The 18,973-nt window shown below is 45.5% G+C and carries 21 protein-coding genes, 1 tRNA gene and 6 pseudogenes; 7 read left to right on the top strand and 21 right to left on the bottom strand.

Translation table 11 applies throughout. The annotated features are described in order from the left end of the window. Positions 1-23 precede the first annotated feature (23 nt). Positions 24-1,388 carry an amino-acid N-acetyltransferase gene (argA, locus tag DXE31_RS07415; RefSeq protein WP_114698344.1) on the top strand — a complete coding sequence of 455 codons (1,365 nt, stop codon included), beginning with the start codon at positions 24-26 and terminating at the stop codon, positions 1,386-1,388. A 23-nt stretch (positions 1,389-1,411) separates the two neighbouring features. Then, complete coding sequence (locus DXE31_RS07410) at positions 1,412-1,687, top strand: oxidative damage protection protein (protein ID WP_114698343.1); 276 nt, start codon at positions 1,412-1,414, stop codon at positions 1,685-1,687. A 253-nt stretch (positions 1,688-1,940) separates the two neighbouring features. Here the strand turns inward: DXE31_RS07410 and rpiA are convergent, their stop codons facing one another. Beyond that, positions 1,941-2,651 (bottom strand): ribose-5-phosphate isomerase RpiA, encoded by a 711-nt coding sequence (rpiA, locus tag DXE31_RS07405; RefSeq protein WP_114698342.1) that lies wholly within the window; start codon positions 2,649-2,651, stop codon positions 1,941-1,943. Between the two features lie 93 nt (positions 2,652-2,744). Here rpiA and DXE31_RS07400 point away from each other — a divergent pair. After that, a pseudogene (locus DXE31_RS07400) lies at positions 2,745-3,541 on the top strand (transaldolase family protein). Here DXE31_RS07400 and DXE31_RS07395 read toward each other — a convergent pair. The 3 genes from DXE31_RS07395 to rnr are packed head-to-tail and all read right to left on the bottom strand — an operon-like array spanning position 3,522 to position 6,852. After that, positions 3,522-3,707: a YgaP family membrane protein gene (locus tag DXE31_RS07395; RefSeq protein ID WP_114698341.1), complete on the bottom strand. Its 186-nt coding sequence runs from the start codon at positions 3,705-3,707 to the stop codon at positions 3,522-3,524. The pseudogene DXE31_RS07400 and the gene DXE31_RS07395 overlap by 20 nt on opposite strands. A 12-nt stretch (positions 3,708-3,719) precedes the next feature. Further along, positions 3,720-4,496 (bottom strand): 23S rRNA (guanosine(2251)-2'-O)-methyltransferase RlmB, encoded by a 777-nt coding sequence (gene rlmB, locus DXE31_RS07390; protein WP_114698340.1) that lies wholly within the window; start codon positions 4,494-4,496, stop codon positions 3,720-3,722. A gap of 19 nt (positions 4,497-4,515) precedes the next feature. Beyond that, positions 4,516-6,852 (bottom strand): ribonuclease R, encoded by a 2,337-nt coding sequence (rnr, locus tag DXE31_RS07385; protein ID WP_114698339.1) that lies wholly within the window; start codon positions 6,850-6,852, stop codon positions 4,516-4,518. A gap of 155 nt (positions 6,853-7,007) precedes the next feature. Here rnr and DXE31_RS07380 point away from each other — a divergent pair. After that, a tRNA-Leu gene (locus tag DXE31_RS07380) sits at positions 7,008-7,097 on the top strand. 173 nt (positions 7,098-7,270) lie between these two features. On the opposite strand, the pseudogene DXE31_RS07375 reads toward DXE31_RS07380, so the two are convergent. Both DXE31_RS07375 and DXE31_RS07370 read right to left on the bottom strand, forming a co-directional pair. Next, positions 7,271-7,739 (bottom strand): annotated as a pseudogene (locus DXE31_RS07375) (NAD(P)-binding domain-containing protein); the annotation flags it as partial. Next, positions 7,736-7,885 (bottom strand): annotated as a pseudogene (locus DXE31_RS07370) (thiamine pyrophosphate-binding protein); the annotation flags it as partial. The pseudogenes DXE31_RS07375 and DXE31_RS07370, both read right to left, overlap by 4 nt. 133 nt (positions 7,886-8,018) lie before the next feature. On the opposite strand from DXE31_RS07370, the gene DXE31_RS12505 reads away from it, so the two are divergent. The 3 genes from DXE31_RS12505 to DXE31_RS12495 all read left to right on the top strand — a co-directional run bounded on the left by DXE31_RS12505 (position 8,019) and on the right by DXE31_RS12495 (position 8,947). Next, positions 8,019-8,312, top strand: a complete 294-nt coding sequence (locus DXE31_RS12505; RefSeq protein WP_231969467.1) for a LysR family transcriptional regulator — start codon at positions 8,019-8,021, stop codon at positions 8,310-8,312. 31 nt (positions 8,313-8,343) lie between these two features. Continuing rightward, on the top strand, positions 8,344-8,592 hold the full coding sequence (locus tag DXE31_RS12500) for a LysR substrate-binding domain-containing protein (RefSeq protein ID WP_331852011.1): 249 nt from the start codon (positions 8,344-8,346) through the stop codon (positions 8,590-8,592). Positions 8,593-8,725: 133 nt separating this feature from the next. Continuing rightward, positions 8,726-8,947: a LysR substrate-binding domain-containing protein gene (locus tag DXE31_RS12495; RefSeq protein ID WP_331852010.1), complete on the top strand. Its 222-nt coding sequence runs from the start codon at positions 8,726-8,728 to the stop codon at positions 8,945-8,947. On the opposite strand, the gene DXE31_RS07360 is transcribed toward DXE31_RS12495, so the two are convergent. From DXE31_RS07360 to hflX, 15 genes and pseudogenes are all read right to left on the bottom strand, one after another. Beyond that, the gene (locus DXE31_RS07360) at positions 8,918-9,283 is read right to left on the bottom strand and encodes a ketopantoate reductase family protein (protein ID WP_269460600.1); all 366 of its coding nucleotides are present in this window, start codon (positions 9,281-9,283) and stop codon (positions 8,918-8,920) included. The genes DXE31_RS12495 and DXE31_RS07360 overlap by 30 nt on opposite strands. Then, entirely contained in the window at positions 9,180-9,416 is a 237-nt protein-coding gene (locus tag DXE31_RS12165) for a ketopantoate reductase family protein (protein WP_269460632.1), read from the bottom strand. Before DXE31_RS12165 ends, DXE31_RS07360 begins: the two co-directional genes overlap by 104 nt. Positions 9,417-9,575: 159 nt before the next feature. Beyond that, a pseudogene (locus tag DXE31_RS12980) lies at positions 9,576-9,882 on the bottom strand (class II aldolase/adducin family protein). Beyond that, on the bottom strand, positions 9,861-10,127 hold the full coding sequence (locus DXE31_RS12160) for a class II aldolase/adducin family protein (RefSeq protein WP_114698336.1): 267 nt from the start codon (positions 10,125-10,127) through the stop codon (positions 9,861-9,863). The pseudogene DXE31_RS12980 and the gene DXE31_RS12160 overlap by 22 nt, the downstream one beginning before the upstream one ends. A 4-nt stretch (positions 10,128-10,131) precedes the next feature. Continuing rightward, positions 10,132-10,632, bottom strand: coding sequence for a hypothetical protein (locus tag DXE31_RS07340; protein ID WP_114698335.1), 501 nt, complete (start codon positions 10,630-10,632; stop codon positions 10,132-10,134). 17 nt (positions 10,633-10,649) lie between these two features. Beyond that, positions 10,650-10,787: a hypothetical protein gene (locus tag DXE31_RS09780; protein ID WP_162785568.1), complete on the bottom strand. Its 138-nt coding sequence runs from the start codon at positions 10,785-10,787 to the stop codon at positions 10,650-10,652. A 106-nt stretch (positions 10,788-10,893) separates the two neighbouring features. Next, positions 10,894-11,067 (bottom strand): hypothetical protein, encoded by a 174-nt coding sequence (locus DXE31_RS10490; protein WP_197712192.1) that lies wholly within the window; start codon positions 11,065-11,067, stop codon positions 10,894-10,896. Between the two features lie 629 nt (positions 11,068-11,696). Continuing rightward, positions 11,697-11,873 carry a hypothetical protein gene (locus DXE31_RS12975; RefSeq protein WP_415077903.1) on the bottom strand — a complete coding sequence of 59 codons (177 nt, stop codon included), beginning with the start codon at positions 11,871-11,873 and terminating at the stop codon, positions 11,697-11,699. Further along, complete coding sequence (locus tag DXE31_RS12970) at positions 11,842-12,057, bottom strand: hypothetical protein (protein ID WP_415077902.1); 216 nt, start codon at positions 12,055-12,057, stop codon at positions 11,842-11,844. The genes DXE31_RS12975 and DXE31_RS12970 overlap by 32 nt, the downstream gene beginning before the upstream one ends. 2 nt (positions 12,058-12,059) lie before the next feature. Continuing rightward, a pseudogene (locus tag DXE31_RS12965) lies at positions 12,060-12,788 on the bottom strand (malate synthase G); the annotation flags it as partial. A gap of 53 nt (positions 12,789-12,841) precedes the next feature. Then, complete coding sequence (locus DXE31_RS07325; RefSeq protein WP_114698334.1) at positions 12,842-14,182, bottom strand: adenylosuccinate synthase; 1,341 nt, start codon at positions 14,180-14,182, stop codon at positions 12,842-12,844. 80 nt (positions 14,183-14,262) lie between these two features. After that, complete coding sequence (locus DXE31_RS07320) at positions 14,263-15,426, bottom strand: ATP phosphoribosyltransferase regulatory subunit (protein WP_114698333.1); 1,164 nt, start codon at positions 15,424-15,426, stop codon at positions 14,263-14,265. A gap of 20 nt (positions 15,427-15,446) precedes the next feature. Then, positions 15,447-16,316, bottom strand: a complete 870-nt coding sequence (gene hflC / locus DXE31_RS07315; protein WP_114698332.1) for a protease modulator HflC — start codon at positions 16,314-16,316, stop codon at positions 15,447-15,449. Further along, positions 16,316-17,821 carry an FtsH protease activity modulator HflK gene (gene hflK, locus DXE31_RS07310; RefSeq protein ID WP_114698331.1) on the bottom strand — a complete coding sequence of 502 codons (1,506 nt, stop codon included), beginning with the start codon at positions 17,819-17,821 and terminating at the stop codon, positions 16,316-16,318. The genes hflC and hflK overlap by 1 nt, the downstream gene beginning before the upstream one ends. 88 nt (positions 17,822-17,909) lie before the next feature. Then, positions 17,910-18,963: pseudogene (gene hflX, locus DXE31_RS07305) on the bottom strand (GTPase HflX). Between the last annotated feature and the right edge of the window lie 10 nt (positions 18,964-18,973).

Below are 18,973 nucleotides of genomic sequence, written 5' to 3'. Positions count from 1 at the left end.
TTGCACCCTATAATTTTCTCACTATGCCAACAAATGCACTAAACCAGGCCTCAATTGCCGAAGAAACCACCTCTAACTTCCCTTTTGTGGGCTGGTTGCGCGATGCTGCGCCATACATTCATAACTTTCGAGAAAAGACCTTTGTCATTGCCTTTGCTGGTGAACTTGCCCAAGAAATCGGTCTTGAGAACCTCATTGAAGATATCGCGATGTTGCATGCCATGGGCATGCGCATCGTATTGGTTCACGGCATCCGCCCGCAGATTGAGGAGCAACTCATGCTCCGCAAGATTAAAAGCAAGTTTGGTAACAGTACCATGCATAGCTATCGGATCACAGATGCAGCTGCGCTGGAGTGCGTCAAAGAAGCTGCTGGTGAATTACGTCTTGATATTGAAGCAGCTTTTAGCAGAGGGTTGCCCAACACTCCAATGGCAGGGTCACGTATTTCGGTGATCTCAGGAAACTTCATCACTGCAATGCCCGTGGGTGTTGTTGAGGGAATCGATTACATTCACACGGGTTTAGTTCGTAAAGTTGACTCAGGATCCATTCGTCAATCATTGGATAGCAATAAGATTGTTTTACTTTCGCCTTTAGGTTTCTCACCAACTGGCCAGACATTTAATCTTGCCTATGAAGATATCGCTGCATCAACTGCTGCTGCACTCAAAGCAGATAAGTTGATTTTCTTGAGCCCCTACTCTGGCCTAAAAGATGCTGAGGGAGATCTCATTACTGAACTCTCAATACCACAACTGCCAGACTATATTGCCCAGATCAAAGAGATGGATCTAGGCATAAAGAGTCTGCTCAATATCGCCGGAAGAGCAATCCGAGATGGCGTGAGTCGTGTGCATTTCTTACCCTGCAATCAGGATGGCGCTCTTTTAGAGGAGCTTTTCACCCATGATGGCATCGGCATGATGTTGGCCTCTTCCGATATTGAGAACTTGCGTGAAGCCAATCAAGATGACGTCGGTGGCATTTTGCAATTGACCATGCCCTTGGAAGAGGAAGGTATCTTAGCGGCTCGCGGACAAGACGTGATCGAGCGGGACATTCAGCGTTTCTCAGTGATTGAGCATGACCGCGTTCTTTTTGGTTGCGCTGCCCTCTTCCCATTCCCGAATGGTGTTGGTGAATTAGCCTGTCTTGCTGTTGACCCTGATGTTCAGGGGTCGGGAGATGGCGAACGCCTCCTCAAGCGGGTAGAAATGCGCGCTAAACAAGAAGGTATTAAAAAATTATTTGTTTTAACTACGAGAACTGAACATTGGTTCTTGAAACGTGGCTTTAAAAGGGCAACCGTAGATGATTTACCCGAAGAAAGAAAACAAATTTATAATTGGGACCGCAAGTCCATGGTTTTAACTAAAGATTTATAAGGGGCACTTGAAAGGCATTACAGATGGCACGCATGGTTCAATGCATCAAACTCAATAAAGAGGCTGAAGGAATGGATTTCGCACCTCTTCCTGGTGCGCTTGGCAAAAAAATATGGAATCAGGTTTCCAAAGAGGCTTGGGCTGCCTGGCTAAAGCAGCAAACGATGCTCATCAATGAGAACCGCCTCAATATGGCTGATCCAAGAGCTCGTCAATACCTCTTAAAACAGGTAGAAAAGTACTTCTTTGAAGGTGGCGCCGATACTGCCCAGGGCTATGTTCCACCAACTGCAGAATAAATACGGACTAAATATTGAGTAACTCTTGATTTAGAGTGTTGACAGACCCAAATGACAAGCATAGGATAAAGTTGTGGTGAGGCAGTGGTAGTGCCCCGCTACATTGGCGAAAGCCACTATGAGAATACGTTCATCTATGCGCTTATAGGCTATAAGGCACTAAATCTCTTCCGAGTGTCTGCACCATGCAAACCATAGCAAACAACCCGATGGGTTGTTTAATGTCTAAAACTAAAAACTGAGGTTGTTGTCATTAAAGAGCGATACGCTCAACGTCAGATACGTTGCTGACTAACAAAATATTGGCCTTTTCTTTGGCAAATAAGCCAACCGTAATCACGCCAGCAATTTGATTGATTTGCGCTTCCATGGTGAGTGGGTCGCTAATCTGCAAACCGGCTACATCCAAGATCCAGCCGCCATTGTCAGTCACAAATGGCTCGCTGGGGGTTTGATTGAGGTCAGTGCGGATATTTTTTGCTAAGCGCAAACCGACCTTACCGCCAAACTTTTCTAATTCACGACTCACAACGCCCCGAGCGAGTGGGATAATCTCGACAGGCAAGGCAAAATTACCCAGTACAGGCACTTGCTTTGATGAATCGCAAATACAAATAAATTGCTGAGCCATAGCAGCAATAATTTTTTCTCTCGTGAGCGCCCCGCCGCCGCCCTTAATCATATAACCGGCAAGATCGATTTCATCGGCACCATCGACATAAGCGGGCAAGACCTGCACGTCATTCGGATCGAGAACCTTGAATCCATGCTTTAGTAAGCATTCGGTAGTAGCGTTCGAGCTTGATACAGTGCCAGAAAAATGCTCTTTATGAGGAGCCAGCGCATCGATAAAACAATTTGCTGTTGATCCAGTGCCTACCCCCAAAACTTGTCCAGAAGGCAGCTTAAGCACTTCATCTCTAGCTGCTTCACCTACCATTTGCTTTAGTTGATCTTGATTCATATACCTACTAAATACCTTTACTGGAACAGAGTAATTAATCCATCTATCATATGATATTCAGCGTAAAACCACTATAGAGCAAAGATTAAGTCTATGACCAACGTCTCTTCGTCCACGAGCCAACTAGAGCAACTCAAGAAACTCACCACAGTTGTGGCTGATACAGGTGATTTTGAGCGTATGCGTGCATTTCAACCGCAAGATGCCACTACTAAACCCTTCGCTTATTCTGAAAACTGCGCAGCAAAGCAATTACCAAGATCTAGTTCGCACCGTAAAAGAAGCTCATCCAGGCATGAGTCCAACTGATTTAGTTGATTACATCTTGGTTGCGTTCGGCTTAGAAATTTTAAAGATCGTTCCGGGACGTGTCTCTACTGAGGTGGATTTGCGGAGCAGCCAATGCCACACTCATTTCACCATTCGTCGGTCGTATTATCGATTGGTATAAGGCAAAGCTTGGTACAAGCTGGAGTGATAGAACTAACGGTGGCGCCAATGATCCAGGAGTCACTTCCGTTAAAAGAATCTTCCACTACTACAAGTATTTTGGCACTCCTACTGAGATTATGGGTGCTAGCATTCGCAATACCAACCAAATATTAACCTTGGCAGGTGTAGACCTGCTGACGATCAGCCCAGAATTATTGGCTGAATTACAAAGCAGCCATGCCTCTCTTGAGAAGAAACTGAGCTCAGATAATGCTCAGGCTGCTTTGGAGGCTGAGGGTATTTCACTATTGAAGCTAGATGAATCTCATTTCCGCCTGCAACTTAATAATGTTGCAATGGCAACTGAGAAACTAGCCGAAGGTATTCGGAACTTCTGTGTGGATACTGAAAAGCTAGAGGCACTTCCTAACGAAGTAATTACTTCTTGCCAGTATTAATACCCAGGATTGAATAAGCGGGGCAGTTACCAATCATTCCAGTCAATACAGGAATGACTCCAATCCAAGCCCATGGGCCAGTGATACCAAAACCAGCCAAACCCATCAGCGTGACTCCAACAGTCATTCGGAGTACGCGATCTGTATGTCCCATATTGCATTTCATAGAAGTCCTTATTTAAAGTGAATTACTTGGCAACTTTTTAGATGCTTGCACTAGGCGCTGCCTTAATGCCTCATATAAGCATACGCCACTTGCAACTGAAATATTCAAACTTGAAACTACGCCTTGCATTGGTATACGAACGAGTTCATCGCAATTTTCACGGGTTAAACGGCGCATTCCCTCACCCTCGGCCCCCATCACAATACCAATGGAGCCCGTCAGATCAATATCATAGATAGATTTGGTCGCTTCGTCATCCGTACCAATCAGCCAAACACCCCCTTCTTGCATTTCTTTCATACTACGAACGAGATTCGTTACGGTGATCACTGGCATCACTTCTGAGGCACCGCTAGAGATTCTACTCACGGTTGCATTAATCGATGCAGAGCGATCTTTCGGAATAACTACCGCATCAACTCCAGCGCCGTCCGCTACGCGCAAACAGGCGCCAAAGTTATGGGGATCGGTTACGCCATCCAGGACCAAGAATAGCGACTTCTCCTGGGCATCCTCAACATCCTCTACCACCTCAGTGATGGTACGCGCAATGGTCATTTTTTCTGCCAACGCAACTACACCTTGATGACAATCATGTCCAGTTAATTTATGTAAGCGCTCTGCATCAGCCGCATGTAGGCGCTTACCCAGAATCTCTTCGGCTTGCTTTAAAAAAGCGCCCATACGTCTATCACGACGACTAGGATCAAAGTAGACCGACTTCAAACTATCTGGATCTACTCGCAAGCGCGCTTGAATCGCATGAAACCCTACCAATATTTGCTTCATTAACTTTTCTGTTCAGTTATTATTTGCGGCGTGCTTTAGTGCTGCGTACCGAAGGCTTGCTTCCAGCTGGCCTACCAACAGATCGGCCTAGCTTACTCGTACCAGCAGATTTAGCGACGTGCACATTAATAATACCGCTCGGTTTTTGTGGAACCTTGCTATCGGGACGATTTCTTTGCGAGGCCGCTTTCTTGTTTGATCTGCCAGTATCAGTTGCCAATAATAATTGACGACGATTAGAAGAAGCGCCAGGCTCTGCGCCAACAGTCTTCACAAGACTGAACTCGATCTTACGAGCATCCAAATCCACACGACTCACCAAGACATGCAAACGATCACCTAAACGATAACGAATCCCAGTTCGCTCACCACGCAATTCTTGACGAGCCTCGTCGTATTGGAAGCAATCTCCCCCTAGCTCGGTGACGTGCACCATGCCTTCAACAAATAAATTCTCAAGCTGTATGAATAAACCAAAACTAGCAACGCCAGTAACCGTGCCAGCATATTCCTGGCCAAGATGATCCCGCATGTAGTAACACTTCAGCCAAGCTTCCACATCACGCGATGCTTCATCAGCACGTCTCTCATTAGATGAGCAGTGAACCCCTAATTGACCCCAGATAGGCAATGCAGCATTAGCACCCTTCGGTGTGCTTGCGCCCTTCGCTACACCTGCCTTAGCATCGCTTTGTGATTTCTTAGCATTAACCGCATTCTCACGACCCTTCCCTTTGCGTGGCAGAGTGAGATTCAGAGGTACCTTTGGCGACAATACTGGCACATAAGGTATTTTCTGCAGAATAGATTTAATCACCCGATGCGTCAGCAAATCAGGGTAACGACGAATTGGGCTAGTGAAATGTGAATATGCTGGGTAAGCCAAGCCAAAATGGCCCTCATTATCTGGCTGATACATCGCCTGCTGCATTGCGCGCAGCACAACAGATTGAAGCATATTGACGTCAGGGCGATCTTTAATCTCCCGAATCAATTTAGCAAAATCGCGCGGCTTTGGTTTTTCACCACCGCCTAAGGATAAGCCCGAAGTTTTCAGCACTTGGCGCAATGTAACCAACTGCTCCTCTGATGGCTCGCCATGGACACGGTAGAGACTGAGGTGTTTGTTCTTATCAATAAAGTCAGCTGCACAAACGTTAGCAGTCAACATGCACTCTTCAATCAAGCGATGTGCGTCATTGCGAATACGCGGTTCAATGCGCAAAATTTTGCCAAGCTCGTTGCTAATGATTTGCGTCTCAGTAGTTTCAAATTCAATAGCACCACGCTGCTCTCGAGCTGTTAACAAAATCTTATAAAGCGAATAGAGGTTTGCAAGTAATGGGCGGAACTGTGCAAAGCGCGCGACCTCGGGGCCCTTGCTATTGGAGAGGATCTTCCAAGCCGTCTCATAGGTAAAACGTTGCGCTGAATGCATTACTGCTGGATAAAACTGATAGGCCACTACAATGCCGTTGTTATCCACTACGGAGTCACACACCATACATAGACGGTCTACACCTGGATTGAGCGAGCACAGGCCATTTGAAATCTTCTCGGGTAACATCGGAATCACTCGCCTCGGGAAATACACCGATGTCGCTCGTAATAAGCCCTCATCATCCAATGGATGACCTGGCTTGACGTAATGCGATACATCGGCAATTGCCACAATCAAACGCCATGCCTTTGTCTTGCCATACATCACTGACACACAGTACACAGCATCATCAAAGTCGCGCGCATCAGCGCCGTCAATAGTGACAAGAGGTACATCCCGCAAATCAACCCGACCCTCTAGGTCATCTTGCTGCACTGAGTCTGGCAGCGCAGCGGCCTCTTTCATCGCTGCCGCAGAAAACTCATGAGGTACACCGTACTTACGAACAGCAATTTCGATTTCCATACCGGGATCATCAATCTCACCTAGAACCTCTACCACGCGACCAACGGCCTGACGAGAACTATCTGGGTAATCAATGATCTCTACGCTGACGACCTGGCCTAATTTTGCATTGCCCTGTGCTTTTGGTGGAATGGGGATGTCATGGCCAATACGCTTATCTTCAGGTGCGACAATCAGAACGCCGTTCTCATTCAAGAGGCGGCCAATCACAACCTTGTTCGCGTGTAGAACGACCTCTACGATTTGCCCTTCAGGACGGCCACGACGATCAGTTCCCAAGACTCTGACATGGACGCTGTCACCATGCATCACACGTGACATCTCTCTTTCCGAGAGAAAAATATCTTCACCACCATCATCGGGGATTACAAAACCAAACCCATCTCGATGCCCTTGAACTGTTCCTAAACGGTCAGCCTCACGTGGCATCAAGTTTTTTGCTTTACGCATTTAATCCCTTCGGCAATACATGCCCTGTATATATCTACTGATATCTATTTTTGTTATGAATAAGGCTACTGTATCAAACCACTAAGTCTGAGGGTAAAAAGCCGAATGATGGCAGAAATAAGCCAAAAACGCCCATCCCTCTATAATAAAGGCATGCCCAGATGGGGAAATTGGTAGACGCGCCAGCTTCAGGTGCTGGCGATCGCAAGGTTGTTGAGGGTCGTCGAGTCCCTGCCTGGGCACCAAACACTCTACAAAGTCTCATATGGGGCCAAAAGCTCTTTTTTCAATGACAGACTGTCAATTTCTCAAAGAAAAATCGCCCGTGGGCGGTTCTTTCTTTGAATCTCTAAAATTACAGTTCTAGCTTTTTTGACCTATTTCAAAATTAGCGAGGGTTTCTAGGGCCTTCACCATTGTCTCCATGAACGTCTAAGCTCTTAGAGCTGGCAAAAAAGCCACTCATCAATGCTTGACGGACTCTCGCTGGATCCGCGACCGCTTTAGAAGCAAATAGAAGTGCCTCGGCAATGGCCTCGATATTGAGTGCCACAATAATTTAGTTCGCCACTTTAGCGGTTTGACCATCGCCATTACCACCCACCAAATTAATATTCTTTCTTACACATCAAATCAAATATCGACTTTACTTGATTGAATACGGACTCGTCTCCGCCGACCATGATAGATAGCGTCGCATTTTTAGCGCCTACCTCACCACCCGATACTGGAGCATCTAAATACAAGCAACCTAGATCATTAATCTTTTTAGCAAATTCTTTGGTGGCAATCGGCGAGATGGAGCTCATATCCACCACCGTTTTGCCTTTTCATAATCCAGATGCAACCCCTTTATCACCAAACAGCACCTTTTCAACATCTCGTGTCTAGCTAAAACATGCGCAATGGATTGACGTTCTCTCATTTGTGCATACAAAGGATTGATTGCGGCACCCGGGACGCCAAAGGCTTGTGTTACACCCTCTTTTTCCATCGCCAAAACTGCTGCCATTGCTGCTTTCATCTTAGCCATACATGTCTCCTCGTTTTTCTATGAGTAGAATGATCTTCAAATTCGGGCAACTTGGGCACACCAGCAAATCTATATCTAGTATTCCGTGGTGGAATAGTGTAAAAAGACCTCATAGCTACAAAAGAGAAGGATCATGGATCGCGTTCAAGCCATCTTTCTATTCATCCGGGTCGTTGAGACAGGCTCATTTAGAAAGGCTGCAGAGGATTTGGGTATTACCCAGCCTACCGTCACTAAATTTGTAGCTAGCATGGAAAAACGCCTAGGAACTCTTTTGCTGCACCGCAGTACCAGGGGTGTGACCCCTACTGAAATTGGCAAGATTTATTACGAAAAGCGCAAAGGCATTGCACGAGAAATTGAAGAAGTAGATGATCTAGCCTCTTTGATGCAATCAAAAGTACGGGGGGGGGGAACTGACGATTAGTGCCTCTGTAGCGTTTGGGCGCCGCGTTCTCATGCCCTCTATTTTGGAATTCATGTCCCACCATCCTGAGCTTGAGGTTAATCTCAATATGGATGACCGATACATCAATCTGATTGAGCAAGGAGTAGCTCTGGCAATCCGTATGCGTCGACTCCCAGACTCCTCACTAGGATATCGTTTTTTAGGCTTAAACCCCTGGGTTCTCGTAGCGAACCCGAAATACCTGAAAGAACATCCAGCACCAAAAAAGCCGGAGGATATTCGCAATCACCAAGCCTGAATCTACACAACCGCTCAAGATGATCACCGCTGGAGCTTTACAAAAGATCAAGATCAGACCGAAATAATTGAGGTGAAAGGCCTGTTTACTGCTAATAATTTATCCTCAAATTCTGGCTGCCGCTAGAAATGGCATGGGTTTAGCCGTAGTTCCATGGTATGTGGCTCACCAATCAGTGAAGGATCGTATTTTGCAACCTGTTCTGGAAGACTGGTCGCTACCTGCCCAAGAAATTCACGCGGTTTATTCATCACCAAAACATGTCCCCACTAAAGTCAGTCAGTGTATTGATTGGCTTCAAGGTCAATGCAAAGGTGACTGGTGGTCAGGAATTACTGCAGGTAAAACAGAATAAAAAAGCCCGTCTAATATGTGTATGGATAGACAACGCATCCAATGATATTTTTAGGATTGATTTTTTCATAATGGCGCCACCTGCATCAACCGTTTCTCCTAGATGATCACGGTATTGGCCTTGCTGCTCTTGGAAATACCGCCATGGCATTCCATTTTGCATTGGAATTAAAGCAGTATTTGGACCCATTAATTGAGCTAAATCGTCCACAATCGGCGAGGCTTGATGAGCCTTAACCGCTAGGATCGCAACGTCTGGAATTTCGACATCGCTCATTTTTTCTACTGCTTTCACCTTGGCGATGATTAGCCTTGGCTCGTCTTCCATGTGAAGCATAAGCCCATATTGCTGAATTGCGTTTAACGTGACTCCCCCTGGCAACCACGGTCACTTGATTTCCGGCTCTAGCCAGTTTTGTAGCTAAATAGCCACCAATTGCGCCACCACCACTTATTACGCAGACTTTCATCATTAACCCCCCAAGAATAAAAAAGTTTTGATTAGGGGCGTGATCCTTAAAGAATCTGACTGTGAGAAGAGTTGAATTTGAATGAATGGCACCTATATCTCCTATCGACTATTTTCTAACAACGAAAGATACGCGGGCCCCTCAATACAAATCGAGGGATCAGGGAAGATTAATTCTCCAACTCCTGCGGCCTGCTATGCCTTGAATTTTACAAGCCTTATCGAGAGCATCTATTAAATAAAAGGCTTGCTGAATGCTGACACCACAGACGATGCTGCCATGATTGTGTAACAGCAATGCCTTTTTATTTCTAAGTGCAGATCGGCAGTAAACCCTGCTTTTGTGCAGAAACAGCGATTACAGGATCCACGTGCAAGTGCATTACGCACGCTGCGTCACGTCTAGCAGTATGCACTGCTCCATGAATAGCAACACCCGACTTATTCACGGGGGACCAAGACCACATAAAACATCGCCTTGCAGGTTAACTTTTACGAGGTTTGCAGGGGTTACCTCATCAAAGCGTAACCCAAACCGATTAATAAGATATGCACCCTCTTCATGTGGGACGCAGGCTGCAATATGCGTATAAATGCCATCATCCCAACCTTTTATTTTACCGCTATTATCAAGAATGTTATCTGTAGCTTTATCAGAGGCTTTACTAAAAGTTTTTTCCAATGAGCCTGAATCGATCGCTTTATTTGGCATCAAATTAAAGTCCCATTGAGCGATGCAAAATTTTGGATTTCATCTCCACCCAAAGACTATGAAAATCCTCGATTTTGTCTTCGGATAATTGAATAGTCTCAAAAAGACCACCAAAGATAATGGTGCCCTTCTTAACTAGAGTCTTTTCAAACTCACCTAAACCAATCGGCTTATCGTCCATATCCCTTGTTAGCTCAGCTGAACAAATAATGGCATCAGAATCATCTCGCTCAATCACTGCAAACTCAATAAATTGCTGATTCTTCTCAACAATTACCAGAGTTCCGCGGGCATAGCACACTGCATCATACTCTTGAACAATATAGGTCAAAAACTGATTCTTCTCCTCTTCTTTCTCAATGGGCAGGTCATCTATGAAAAAAAGGTATTGATCACCTTCACCATTCACCAAAGTAAATACCTTTGGGATGACCTCATGACCTAAAGCCAGGTTACGGTAATAAGTAGAGATTTCTACTGCAAGATTCTCAGGAAATAAGTGCATAGTAATTCAATAAAATATTACTCTTTACGAGTTTTGATCGATTCGATGAATTTATAGAAAGCATCCGACTGAACAGAATTCTGACCCTTAAATGGGTGATCGGTAATTACCAATAAAGACATCACCGCCCCTAAAGTAATGGGAAGAATTTTCAAACCTCAGAAAATAGAGTTTCATAATTCGGAGCCAATCCATACGCTACCGTAGTGATGATGAAAAAAGCATATAGGCTTCATAAGAGCTGTCTTCGCTCAAATCGATCTACATAGGCCAACCAAACTGATGGGTATTGATATTGAGAACCCGAATAAAGTCCGGACCCAAAGGCATCATGATCATAATATCGAGAATATGGGTGCACTGAATTCCTGCTAATGCAAATAAAAAGAAGCGCTCTCGCTTCTTCGATTCAGCGGTGTAAGAGGTACTATTCAAGGGCTTGCTTTACTTGGATCATTCAAGATGACATTATCGTCTGTGACGAAATACTTGCCTACTGCTATTTATTTGAATTCATATCCAATTTATGTCGATTACCACTTAATGTTCTGACCCAATCCACCCTCGCCGGCATACCGCCCTTCCATCTAATAAGGGATGAGCTTATCGGGATACTAGGACTTATCCTAGTGCTTCTTTTTCATGGTAGCGCTATTTTTGAAAGATTAACCCATCAGACCCTCAAGGCCAAGCAGATAGATCTCACCACGCAATCACCTGTACCACCCTTAAAGTCAGCTGCACCTCTACCGCCATCATTGAACTAAAATAGATGCGTTCGATCTGACTGAGAAAAGAGATTTAAGAGTGCAAACACATTAGATGTTGCGGTGAACCTACAGTTAAAAATAAAAAATGGACTTGCCTCTCGACAAATCCATTTCTATTTTCAGGTCTATCCTAATTACTTAGCTTGCACTTTCTTTACTTCCAAACGCCATGCGTGCAAAAGCGGCTCGTAGGCTGCTCAAGGCCTTTGAAAATCAAATCACTTGCTGCTTTTTATAGGCATAAGAGTCATTGTAGTTCGGCATCATTGGCTTATAGAGTGGATCGCCTGCATTTTATGCATCAACCATCGTTGCCATTCTGTGCAAAGCTTCTCCTACCTCTTCCTTGGTTACATATGTATGTAGCAACCAGTTTACAATATGCTGACTGGATATACGTAAAGTTGCGCGGTCTTCCAGTAAGCCGAGATTATAAATATCAGGCACCTTGGTCAATACAGCGCACCACATATCCCAAAATACCTTGGCAGTTATTATTGAGCGCCTCGCGGATCTCTTCTTGAGTCCAATCAGGATAAAGCGCAAGTGGTACGGTCAAGAGATCGTTGGTTAAAGCTTCATACTCGGCTGCAGTATCTTGCTTCTCCATTTCCTCTTGAATCCTTGCTAGATCGACCTGGTGAATAGATCGCATGCAAGTTGGATATCAATATGCATGCCGTGATTGCGCAATAAAACAGAGGATGGCGCAGAGGCATCCCCTTGATAACCAACAAACTGTTTCTCGTCGATTAAACCCTGCAGTACTTACGTCTTTTAACGTAACTGAAAGTTTTTTATCGACAACCGTGTATGCGACCTCATCACTATATGAGGCTTTAGCTAATGGAATTGCTTTATCCAAAAATGACCTACATAAGCAACTACCTTTGCACCACGAATTGGGTTGTAGGCACCGTCGCTCCATCTTCTTCGGAGATAACATCTATGCCGTATAAAGCGTCATACAAGGAAGCACAAACGAGCATTGGCAGCATTCAAGGCCATAGCGCGCGCATTGAGGACAGGAACCACAAGCTGAGGTCCAGCTTGAAGAGCGAGTTCATCATCCACATTCTGAGTGGTGGCCACAATTTTGGTAGGGATTTCATCGATATAGCGAATTTCTTGCAAATATTTGCGATAGGCAGGTATATCCTTGATTGCGCCTGGATTTGCTTGATGCCATTTATCAATATCCGCCTGAAGACGATCGCGCTTTGCGAGCAAAGCTTCATTTTTTGGGGTAAAATATTTAACGTTCTCATCAAAACCCTTCCAAAAGTCGGCACTTTTGATACCAGTTCCAAGAAGCACTTTGTCTTCGATAAAACGATAGAGAGGGGTTGCCACTTGAAGGCTGTTGCAGGTAGTACGGGCAATCATGTTGTTAATTTCTTATACAAAAGTTAAAAATGGGGTTAATCAAATATTTTCCATCAACCCTGAAATGGGTGTTGCAGGAGAATGGTTTCATCACGCTCTGGGCCTGTAGACACCATTGCAATCGGTTTGCCAGCGACTTCCTCGATACGGCGGAGGAACTTTTGAGCCTCAACCGGTAATTTATCCCACTCACGAATACCGAAAGTGGTCCCCTTCCAGCCGGGGAAATCTTCATAAATTGGTTCGCAACGCGCAACTGATTCGGCACCCCGTGGCAATACATCTAACAAATTACCGTCCAAGGTGTAGCCAACACATAAGCGAATCGTATCTAAACCATCCAATACATCCAGCTTAGTAATGCAAAGTCCCGATAAACCATTAATCTGAATAGAGCGCTTCAAAGCAGCAGCATCTAACCAACCCGTACGGCGAGGACGGCCAGTAACAGAACCGAATTCTTTACCGACTTCTGCTAAGCGCACGCCAATCGGATCCTGCTTAGCAGGATTGTCATAATCATATAACTCACTTGGGAATGGGCCGGCACCAACACGGGTGCAATATGCCTTGGTAATACCTAGGATGTACTGCAAAGAGTCTAGACCAACACCAGAGCCAGCAGCCGCATTACCTGCCACGCAATTGCTTGAGGTTACATAAGGATATGTACCGTGATCAATGTCGAGCAAGGTACCCTGTGCACCTTCGAATAACAAATTCTGACCAGACTGTTCAGTCGCACATAAAGCACTAGAGACATCAACTACCATAGGCTTGAGACGCTCTGCGTAAGACATAGCTTCTGCCAAAGTCTTCTCATAGTTCACTGGCTCTGCTCCATAGTAATTAGTGAGCATAAAGTTGTGATATTCCAGGTTCTCGCGCAACTGCTCAGCAAACTTTTCTGGATAAAACAAATCTTGCACGCGTAATGCGCGACGCGCTACTTTGTCCTCGTATGCTGGCCCAATACCACGTCCAGTTGTTCCAATCTTAGCCTCACCACGCTTCTTTTCACGCGCATGATCAATCGCAACGTGATAAGGAAGAATTAATGTCGTTGCTTCTGAAATCTTCAAGCGCGACTGAACATCTAGTCCAGCAGCCTCTAGCTCACCGATCTCTTTGAAAAGCGCTTCTGGCGAAAGCACGACACCATTTCCAATGTAGCATGTCACATTTTTATGCATGATTCCGGAGGGAATCAAACGCAAAATCGTTTTTTTATCGCCAATGATGAGAGTGTGACCCGCATTGTGACCGCCCTGGAAGCGAATCACTGCTTTTGCGTGATCAGTCAACCAGTCAACTACCTTACCTTTGCCTTCATCACCCCACTGAGTGCCAATGACAACTACGTTACGACCTTTGGTTTGCTGCTTTGAAGACATAATAAAATCCAAAAAGATAATTACAAAATAAATTAAATATTGACTACTCAATGATTGATTGCTTTATTTGACCTACAGCTCTACTTGTTCTTCACTTCCCAAGCATTTCCCCGCTTGACCAACTCACGATCGCATTCATACTCAGCAGCCTCGATTGTTGTGCCAACTGGAACCTGAATCACTACTTCGCCGTCACCCCTCAAGCTGGCGATTGCCTTTTCCAAATCTACATCGATAATCCAGGGCGCTTGAACTGCCAACTTGCGAGGATTTAGCGGAGATAAGTTAGCCAAGATCAAGAGGTCCAGCGAGAAACCGGTTGCAGGACGTGGGCGACCAAAAGCTTGACTAACATGATCATAGCGGCCGCCTCTTGCAATCGGTTGCGGTAATTGGTCAACGTAAGCAGCAAACATCACACCACTGTGATATTGATAGCCGCGTAGATCAGCTAAATCTATACTCAAATCGAGGTTACTTGCTAACTTTGAAGTAGCAGAAACTAAACGCTCGAGATCAGTCAATGCCTGATCTATTGCTGGGTGTTTGGGTAGTTCTTGTTTAGCCCTCACCAGCACTTCAGCACAAGGTCCATTCAATTGGGTCAATACCAGTAAAGCTTGTGCCACTTTTGGAGAAAAGCAGTTAGACCATTGAATCAAACGAGGGCGATCTTTGCTTTGCAACAAGCCATACAAAACTTCAATGGTTTCTTTATCCAATTTTTGGTCACCGAGAATGCCAGCCAAAATGCCTGCATGAGAAAAATCCGAATAGACTTTCTCTAATCCAGCAAGAGAAAGTGTTTTGAATAGCAAAGTGATTGCTTCTAAATCCGCTTCCCAACCAGCACAGCCGTAGATCTCTGCGCCTAGTTGCAATTCTTCACGCGCAAAACTACCTACTGGTGTCCGAGCGTGTGCAACTGAGCCTACGTAGCAGAGGCGAGTCACTTCAGCACGATTGAGAAGATGCGCATCAATACGTGCTACTTGCGGAGTCATATCCGCACGCAAGCCTAAGGTTCGACCTGACAATTGATCGACCAACTTAAAAGTTTGCAGATTGAGATCGGATCCCGTGCCAGTCAACAATGAATCTAAAAACTCTAGGATGGGAGGAGCAACTAATTCGTAACCATACGATTGGTATAAATCTAAGACAGCTCGACGCAAAGACTCTACTTTGCGAGCTTCCGCAGGCAATACGTCTGCTATGTCTTCAGGAAGTAGCCATCGATTCATGATGCGAGCTATTTACTTTCTTATTTTTTATTGAAGAACTTGAAGAACTCGCCATTTGGCTCAACCACCATCACATCCTTCTTATCCTTGAACGAGCTACGATAAGCCTCAAGACTGCGATAGAACTGAGCAAACTGTGGGTCGCGCCCAAATGCTTCGGCATAAAGGGCGGTCGCTTTAGCGTCTCCTGCTCCCTTAATTTTTTGTGCATCACGATATGCTTCCGCCAATATCGTGTCGCGTTGACGTTCTGCGTTTGCCCGAATCTTATCAGACTCAGCAGCACCAGTGGATCGAAGTTCATTAGCGACTCGCTTACGCTCCGCTTCCATGCGGCGATATACAGAGTCACTAATTTCTGCGAGAAGATCGACACGCTTTAAACGAACGTCGACGATTTCAACCCCAATATCAGAAGCATCATCTGCCACCTTCTTTCGGATCCCTTGCATAACTTCTTCACGCTGATCGGAGATCAGCTCGCGAACAGTGCGCTTAGTAAATTCTTCATTCAAGGCTGAACGAACCAATTGGGTCAAGCGATCTTGTGCTAAACGCTCGTCGCCTTTAAAGCTGATAAAGAACTTACGTGGATCGATGATCCGCCATTTCACATAAGAATCAACCAAGAGGTTTTTCTTCTCAGCAGTAATAAAGCGCTCTGCTTCCGGATTATCGATCGTCAATATGCGACGATCAAAAAAACGTACGCTCTCAAATGGTGCTGGTAGCTTCACCCGAATTCCGGGCTTCTCAATTACACGCACTATTTGTCCAAAAGAAAATACGACGGCGAACTGACGCTGATCCACTACAAAAATACTAGAGGAGAGCACATATATCAGCGCAATAAAGCCGATACCAACTGCAATTAAACGATTTGCATTCATTATCTAACCTCCCTATCGCGACTACGAAGACCATCGCGTTTATCAGCAGCACTGTTAGATGCTGGTATTGCTGGTATTGAGGTATTTGAGCCAGGCGCACTTGCGCCAGTGGCCCCACCGACAGACACACTACCAGTTGGCGTAGTGGCTACAGGCTGTGTAGTTTGGGTACTGGCTGCTTGAGCACTTTCAGCAGTTACCTGAGAAACAATCTTATCAAGAGGAAGATACAACAGACTATTGCTCTTTGTCCTGTCCACCAAGACCTTAGTTACGTTGTTATACATCTCACGCATGGTATCGATATACATACGGTCTTTTGTCACTTGAGGCGCTTTTGCATACTCTACTAAAACTTGTTTGAAGCGGGTGGCATCACCTTCTGCAGTAGCTACTACCCGAGCTTTATAACCCTCAGCCTCTTGAATAAGGCGTTCAGCAGTTCCCTTGGCGCGAGGAATAATTTCGTTTGCATAAGCTTGGCCTTCGCTCTTCAAGCGTTCTTGGTCCTGACCTGCTTTTACTGCGTCATCGAAAGCAGCCTGAACTTGTTCAGGAGGCTGCACATTTTGCACGGTCACACTAGTGACATAGATGCCTGTTTTATAGCTATCCAAAATCTTCTGAATGGAATTAGCCAAATCAATACCGATCTTTTCACGACCCTCGTACAACACTGTATCCATCTTGCTGCGCGCGACGATTTCACGAACAGCAGTTTCAGCAGCTTGCACAACAGCAGCATCGGGATCACGATTATTAAATAAATAATCAGTAGGATCTTTGAGACGATATTGCACAGCAAAGCGCACGTCGATGATGTTTTCATCCTCGGTGAGCATGGATGAATCTTTTTGATTAGTCGCCTTGATTAATACCGGACGCCCCACTTCAACTGACCGAACACCCGATAAATTGACAGTCTCTTCCGCCTGAATTGGCCAAGGCATACGCCAATTAATACCGGGTTTAGCGGTGTAATCGTATTTACCAAACGTCAAGATAACACCAGCTTGTCCCTCTTGAATAATAAAGAAACCACTACATACCCACATAAAGAAAACAACCGCTCCCGCGATGAGAAAGCTCGCTTTAGAACCAAAAGGATTATTAAAGTTGAGATTCGGTGCGCTAAATCCACCATTACCACCACTACCACCGCGCTGCGAAGGCGAGGGAATATCAGTGCTATTGGGTTTATTAGCAGGCCTACTAATAGATCCACTCATGCCGCCAGGTTTTTTCTTGCCACCAAATATGCCCGCAATTCTGTCATTGAAGTCGCGCCATAGCTCATCTAAATCTGGAGGGCCATCTGTCTTCTGTGGCTGACCTTTAGGAGAGTTGCCTGACTGAACATCTGTTGGCTTATTAATATCAGGCTCACCTTTTGGGGCTTGATCACTTCCCTGCCCATCCTTAGCGTCTTTTGATCCACCGGAGTTGTGGCTATTGCCCCAACCGGGATCATTGACCGAAAACAGCTCTAGAAATTTACGCATCATTAGAAAAATAGCTTCGGTTGGAAATCAGATTAAATTTAGAAGATTCTGGTCGTTCAGGCAAAGGCTCTAAAAACTCATCCGGGGCCGATTACTTCTTGGCTCGGTTGTGCTCGACCCTTATTCTATCAGTCATTTGAGCGCATTCAGCGAGGGCCGAACGGAGCAAATCAAGGCCTAAGTCCGTCTTGGCCGAGAGGAAAAAATCTGACTTGGCATACCCTGCCCATCTCGCTCTAAAATGGCTCCATGGCTAAAGGTTTTGGGCGTCTGGTCAATTTTGTTCATGACCTCAATCCGCGCGAGGGCTGTCGTCAGACCCAATTTCTGCCAAAACAGCCTCTACCTCAGCCTTTTGCTCTTTAGCAACGGGGCTACAGACGTCAATCACATGCACAATCAGGTCAGCTGGATGGTTTCATCCAAAGTGGCCCTAAAAGCCTCCACCAATTGGTGTGGTAATTCCCTAATAAAGCCTACCGTATCTGAGACTACTATTGATCCCACCCCATGCAAATGAACTTTTCTGGAGGTGGTATCCAAAGTAGCAAATAGCTGGTCTGCAGCATATGTCCCTGCTTTTGTAAGGGTATTAAATAAAGTCGACTTGCCGGCATTGGTGGAACCCACCAATGAAACAGAAAATACATCTTTACGGTTACGGGCTCTTCTTTGGGTTCTTTACTGACGCTGCACCTTTTCCAGCTCATTTTCGAGACGCTTGGCTTTAGTAGCTAACATCCGGCGCTCCAGTTGTTCCATCTGCGTTTTACCCAGGTCCGCCATGCACACCAATGCCACCTCGTTGCCGCTCTAAGTGACTCCAAGCTCTTACCAAACGAGACATGCGATAACGCACTTGCGCAAGCTCAACTTGCGTCTTATCAATGTGACTTTGTGCGCGTTGACTAAAGATATCCAAAATCAAACCCATATGACGCTCCAAATTGCGTTGTTGTGTTGGAGAAAGAAGTGGATGATTAAAGATCGCAAGTTCCGCGCCTTGCTCCTCCATTACCCACTTGAGCTCATTCGCTTTGCCAGAACCGATAAATAAAGCGGGGTTAGTTCTACCCTTACGGGCAATCACACTAGCCACAGGTATGGAGCCGGCACTATCAGCTCAGAAGACTGAGCTCAGCCATACTGTCTGCA

The organism is Polynucleobacter necessarius, from assembly GCF_900095185.1.
Classification (GTDB): domain Bacteria; phylum Pseudomonadota; class Gammaproteobacteria; order Burkholderiales; family Burkholderiaceae; genus Polynucleobacter.
This window is presented reverse-complemented; position numbering and strand designations above follow the sequence as displayed.